This is a genomic window from Massilia sp. CT11-108, from assembly GCF_047302915.1.
Taxonomy (GTDB): Bacteria; Pseudomonadota; Gammaproteobacteria; order Burkholderiales; family Burkholderiaceae_D; genus Telluria; species Telluria orientalis.
Window position 1 is genome coordinate 1 of record NZ_JBKYMO010000423.1, and the last position, 4796, is coordinate 4796.

Genomic DNA, 4796 nt, shown 5'->3' on the forward strand with positions numbered 1-4796 from the left:
GAGCTGCACCCGGCGCGGGCGCCGCATATGCGTACGGCCGGCCGCGCCGGGTGCAGCTCGTCGTGGAAGACGAATTGCGCACCGTGCACACGCGGGCGGGCGCCACGCAACCGATCTACGACAAGGCGGGCAATGAAGTGGCCCGCCTGAAGACGACCTTGTTCGGCCACCAGTTGCTGGACCTGCGCGAAGGCGCGCAGGTGCGGCTCGGCCGATGAACCCACGGGAACCCTCCACCATGCAGAACGACCAGACCAAGCCCGCCCCCGACACCGCCGGCACCGACCCCGGTTTCAAACTGCCCGGCCAGACGGCCACTACGCCGCAGGACAGCCTGCCGAAGACGACGCCCGACACCGCGACGCAGCCCGTCGAGATCGCGCCCGGCGGCGCCACCAACACGAGCGCGGCGCCGCTGCGCGACACGGCCGGGCGCGACATGGCCATCGGCGCCGTCGCCTTCGTCGTGCTGCTGGTGATTTACTTCTTCGTGCGGAACGCCTACGTGCACCACCTCGTCGTCAAGCGCGTGGCGCCGTCGGCGGCCGGGAGTGCGGGCTGGCTGCTGTTCGTCGGCATGGGCTTCCTGTCGGCCGCCGTCGTGCTGGCCATCGTCAATGCGAGCAGATACCTGACGCCCGCCATCACCGGACCGCTGGTCGTCGTCGGCGTCGTCACGCTGGTCGCGGCCTTCTTCGTCGGCCGCCGCTGACCTTTCAAAGAGAACACCATGGCAGATTTTCCCGATCCCGCATCCCTGGGCAACAAGGCAGAGTTAAAAGTCGACCTGCGTCCGACGCTGTTCATCGGCGCCGGCGGCACCGGCATGGAAGTCATGATGCGCATTCGCCGCCGCATCCTTGCGGCCGTGTGGAACCGCCGGCATCCGACCCGCGTCGAATCCATCGCCGACTTTCCCGTCGCGCGCTTCCTCCATTTCGACCTCGATGCGAACGCCGTCATCGACGAAGGCAAGTCGCAGCGCACCGACCCGTGGTTCGAACTCGTGAAACTGAGCGACGAGGAACGTCTCGTCGAACCGCTCGACCTGCCGCAGTACCACGAGTCGGACGACAGCCTCGCGCGCTTCCCGCTGATCGAAAACTGGATGCCGCTGCGCCCGAAGAAACTGCGCTCGCTGGGCATCGACCCGTCCAAGGGCGCGGGCCAGATCCGCGCGCTGGCGCGCTTGTACCTGTTCGACAAATACCCGAAGCTGCGCGGCCGCATCAAGGGCGCGTTGAATTTCCTGAGCAGTAATGCGGGCATCGAGCGCAAGGAGAATTACCAGCGCCTCGGCCTGCAGGTCGACACGTCGAAATTCCGCATCGTCGTCATCGCGTCCAACGCCGGCGGCACGGGGGCGGGCAGCGCCATCGACCTGGGCTGGATCGCCAAGGCCGTCGCGCGCCAGGAAGTGTCGGACAGCCAGGTCGACCTCGTGATGTTCCTGCCGTCCGGCTATGCGAAGGCGAACAAGGAGCGCACGGAGGCGAACGCGTACGCCACGTTGATGGAGCTGGAGACGGGCATGCGCGACATGAACGCGCGCGTGCAGTGGATGGAGCCGGACAGCATCGTCGGCCGCGGCACGCCGTTCGACGACGTGTACTTCGTCGACACGGCGAACCTCGCGAACAAGGCGACGCAGGACGTGAAGGACGTGTACCAGATGGTGGCCGACACGCTGTTCGAGGACTTCGCGTCGGCCGACTTCGCCAACCGCAAGCGTTCCGTCGCCGTCAACCAGCAGCAGCACAAGCTCGGGCCGTACAACCCGCGCGTGCCGGAGCAGCCCTTCGGCGACATGCGCCTGTCGTACTCGAAGGTGTATTCCGCGTTCGGCCAGTCCGTGCTCGACACGCAGCAAAGCCTGCGCGAAGACATCCGCGCCTACGAACTGGCGGCGCTGATGGTGAAGGCGTTCTTCGGCCTCGTCGCGGCCGATGGAACGGCCGCGCGGCGCGCCACCGACCAGGAACGGGACGCCTTCATGCGCGAGCAGATGGGCATGGCCGAGCATCCGTTCACGGAATTCCCCGATTTCAAGAAGGGCACTGTCGACGTCACGCCGTTCCCGGAATATGCGCTGACGGACATGCTCCTGCTGGACAAGGACCAGCGCTCGCTGCTGGAGCGCGTCGAGAGCAAGGTGCAGCTGGAGATGGACCGCATCATGGCCTCGTACGACCTCAAGCTGTGGCGGGAAAAGGTCGTCGAGCTGCTGCCGAACCTGGAGCGCGACGCCATCCGCGAGGCCGGCGCCACGGCAGAGACGAGCGAGGACCGCATCAAGCGGCATACGGGCGAGCTGCTCGCGCAACTGCGCCTGAACGTGCGTGGCCGGTTGTACATGCTGCTGGACGACCGCAAGCAGGGCGGCCTCGAATTCGTGCTGTCGCTGCTGGAGCAGGTGAAGGCGCGGCTCGCGCAGCGCGACCTGGCCAGCGTCCAGCGCAACGGCAAGCGCTACCGCGACGTGCGCGACGCGCTGCGCACGCGCCAGGTCGAGGAATCGCTGAACCACCTGACGCAGGCCGCGGGCCGGCTGTTCGGCAAGGATGCGCAGGCGAGAGAGATCATGAACCACCTGAAGCGCGATATCGCCGACTACTTGCGCTTCCACCTGCTCGCCGTCGCGGCGGGACAATCGATCGAGGTCATGCAAAGCCTGTCGGCGTGGCTGGGCGAACCGCAGGCGCCGGACGAACACGGCCAGGTGCGCTGGAGCGGCGTCGCCGGCGAATTCCAGGAAGGGCGGCGCAATGTGGGCGCGATGCTGGCCGCGGTCGACCAGCGCATCGGCCAGCTCCGTGCCGACGCGCGCCAGGAACACGCCACCTACATCAAGCTGGCGAGCGACGTGCTGCCGGAACCGGTGCGCCTGACGGGCGACGTGAGCGCGTGGAGCGAAGAAGTGCTGCTGGAATTCGGCGGCTCCGCGCGGCTGTTCCCGCAACTGGGCGACGAGAGACTGCGTGCCGACCTGCTGTTAAAACTGTTCCGGCGCGCGCAGTTGCAGCTGTCCGGCGAGCAGGCCGTCGCCGAGCTGCCCGATCCGCTCGTGGAGCGTCTCGGCGCGATGTCGCCGCAGGAACGGCACCGCATCTTCTCCGAATGGATCAAGAGCGCCATGCCATGGATTAACGCGCGCTTCTCGGCCGAGTTCACGCCCAGCGCCGACCAGTTCAAGTGCTTCATCGGCGTGGGCGATCCGGCCGCGTGGCGCAGGCTGGAAGGGGAAATCCGCGCCGCCGTGCCGACCGGGTTCTTCCACGGCGACCTCGTGTCCGTCGTGAACACGGGCGTGCCGGGACGCGCGGTGTGCTATATCGAGCTGTCCGGCTATCCGATGACGGTGCTGCGCGGCCTGCCGACGTGGCGCGCCAGCTACCAGATCGAAAACCCGAAGATCCCGACGCACCTGCACTTCGATTCGACGCGTTTCCGCCACCCGATCTCGCCGTCGATGGACGAGCTGAATCGGCTGGCGGACGACTACGAATTCTTCCTGGCTGCCGTCGCGCTGGGCGTCCTGCGCCGCAAGCAGGACGCGGGCGACCGCGAGGCCGCGTTCCAGCCGCGCGGCCAATACCTGTTCGAGGTCGAGCAAGGCTCGGGCGAATGGCTCCAGATCGGCAACGAGTACGCGATCCGCTCCAACGGCTTGCCGCCGTATTACCGCGAGCAGGTGATCGCGGCGACGCGCCAGCGCCTGGCCGCGATGGGCCCGCACCAGCTGGCGCTGCTGGCCGCGCTGATGCGCCATTATCAGCTGCGCGTGTACGAACCGAAGCTGGAAGTGGACGAGACGGGCGCCCAGCTGCCGTCGCCTTCGCTGCCGTACATCACGGCGCGGCGCCTGTACGACCAGTGGATGCGGCGGGCCGTGTCCATCGATCCGCACCTGTCGCCCGCGCAGGTGGAAGCGGCGCTCGCGCAGCTGGACACGTGGACGGAGACCGTACCCGATTCCGCGTCCGACGCCTATGCGTGGGAAGTCGAACGGCCCACGGACAAGCGCGTGATCCGGCCCGAGTTCCTGTCGGCCGACGCGCGCGCCGCGCAGGCGCTGGAACGGCGTGCAGCGATGCCGGTCATGCCGTCCGCGCAGTTCGCGCCGGCCGCGCCCACCGTCGTCGCCCCGACGCCGGGCGCCCCGGATGCGGTGCCTTCGCCAGGCCTCGGGCCGGCCGCGTACGTCGTCGGCGCGACACCGATCCCCGCGCGCTACAAGTTGTTCGTCGGCGGCGCGCAGCGCGGACCGTTCGCGCTGGACGAAGTCGTGCAGCAGCTCACGCGCGGCGAGATCGACACGGGCACGCGCATCTGGAACATGCAGTGGAATCCGCGCGCGGACAAGTGGAAGACCGTGGCCGACATCCCGGAACTGATGGCGGCCGCCGGCGCCGCGATTCCCGATCCGGACGACGACGGCATTCCGGACCCCGAATAAGGACGCACCGTGCAGGACGAAGCAATCTACCGCTGCATCAACACTGCCTGCGCACGCGGCATGCCGCGCCGCGTGCAGTACTGCCCGTATTGCGGGACGGCCCAGCAGGCCGGCGCACCGCCGCCACCGCAGGACGATGGACATGTACGCCGCGTTGCCGCCGATAACGTTACAACTGCCGCTGCCGCGACAGCCGGGGCGGAGGCCGTCGCCGGATTGTCGGGCTGGTCGGATGCGCCGGATACCGTGCAGGAGGCGCCACCGCAGCCGTCGCCGAAGCCGACGCCGCCCGCGACAGCCTTCGGCCACGGCGGCCGCCCGGTCGAGGCCCATACCGCGC

At 68.4% G+C, this 4796-nt stretch carries 3 protein-coding genes and 1 pseudogene; all 4 read left to right on the forward strand.

Features of this window, described 5'->3' with window-relative positions:
- Positions 1-218 (forward strand): annotated as a pseudogene (locus ACEN88_RS24435) (hypothetical protein); the annotation flags it as partial.
- 20 nt (positions 219-238) lie between these two features.
- Positions 239-712: a hypothetical protein gene (locus ACEN88_RS24440; protein ID WP_413343842.1), complete on the forward strand. Its 474-nt coding sequence runs from the start codon at positions 239-241 to the stop codon at positions 710-712.
- An 18-nt stretch (positions 713-730) separates the two neighbouring features.
- Positions 731-4456 carry a tubulin-like doman-containing protein gene (locus ACEN88_RS24445; RefSeq protein WP_413343844.1) on the forward strand — a complete coding sequence of 1242 codons (3726 nt, stop codon included), beginning with the start codon at positions 731-733 and terminating at the stop codon, positions 4454-4456.
- 9 nt (positions 4457-4465) lie between these two features.
- Positions 4466-4796, forward strand: a 331-nt coding sequence (locus ACEN88_RS24450) for a hypothetical protein (RefSeq protein ID WP_413343846.1), incomplete at its 3' end; no start/stop codon positions are given.

Coding starts and splice junctions, on each gene's coding strand:
- ACEN88_RS24445 (WP_413343844.1), top strand. CDS start 731: ATGGCAGATTTTCCCGATCCCGCATCCCTGGGCAACAAGGCAGAGTTA.
- ACEN88_RS24440 (WP_413343842.1), top strand. CDS start 239: ATGCAGAACGACCAGACCAAGCCCGCCCCCGACACCGCCGGCACCGAC.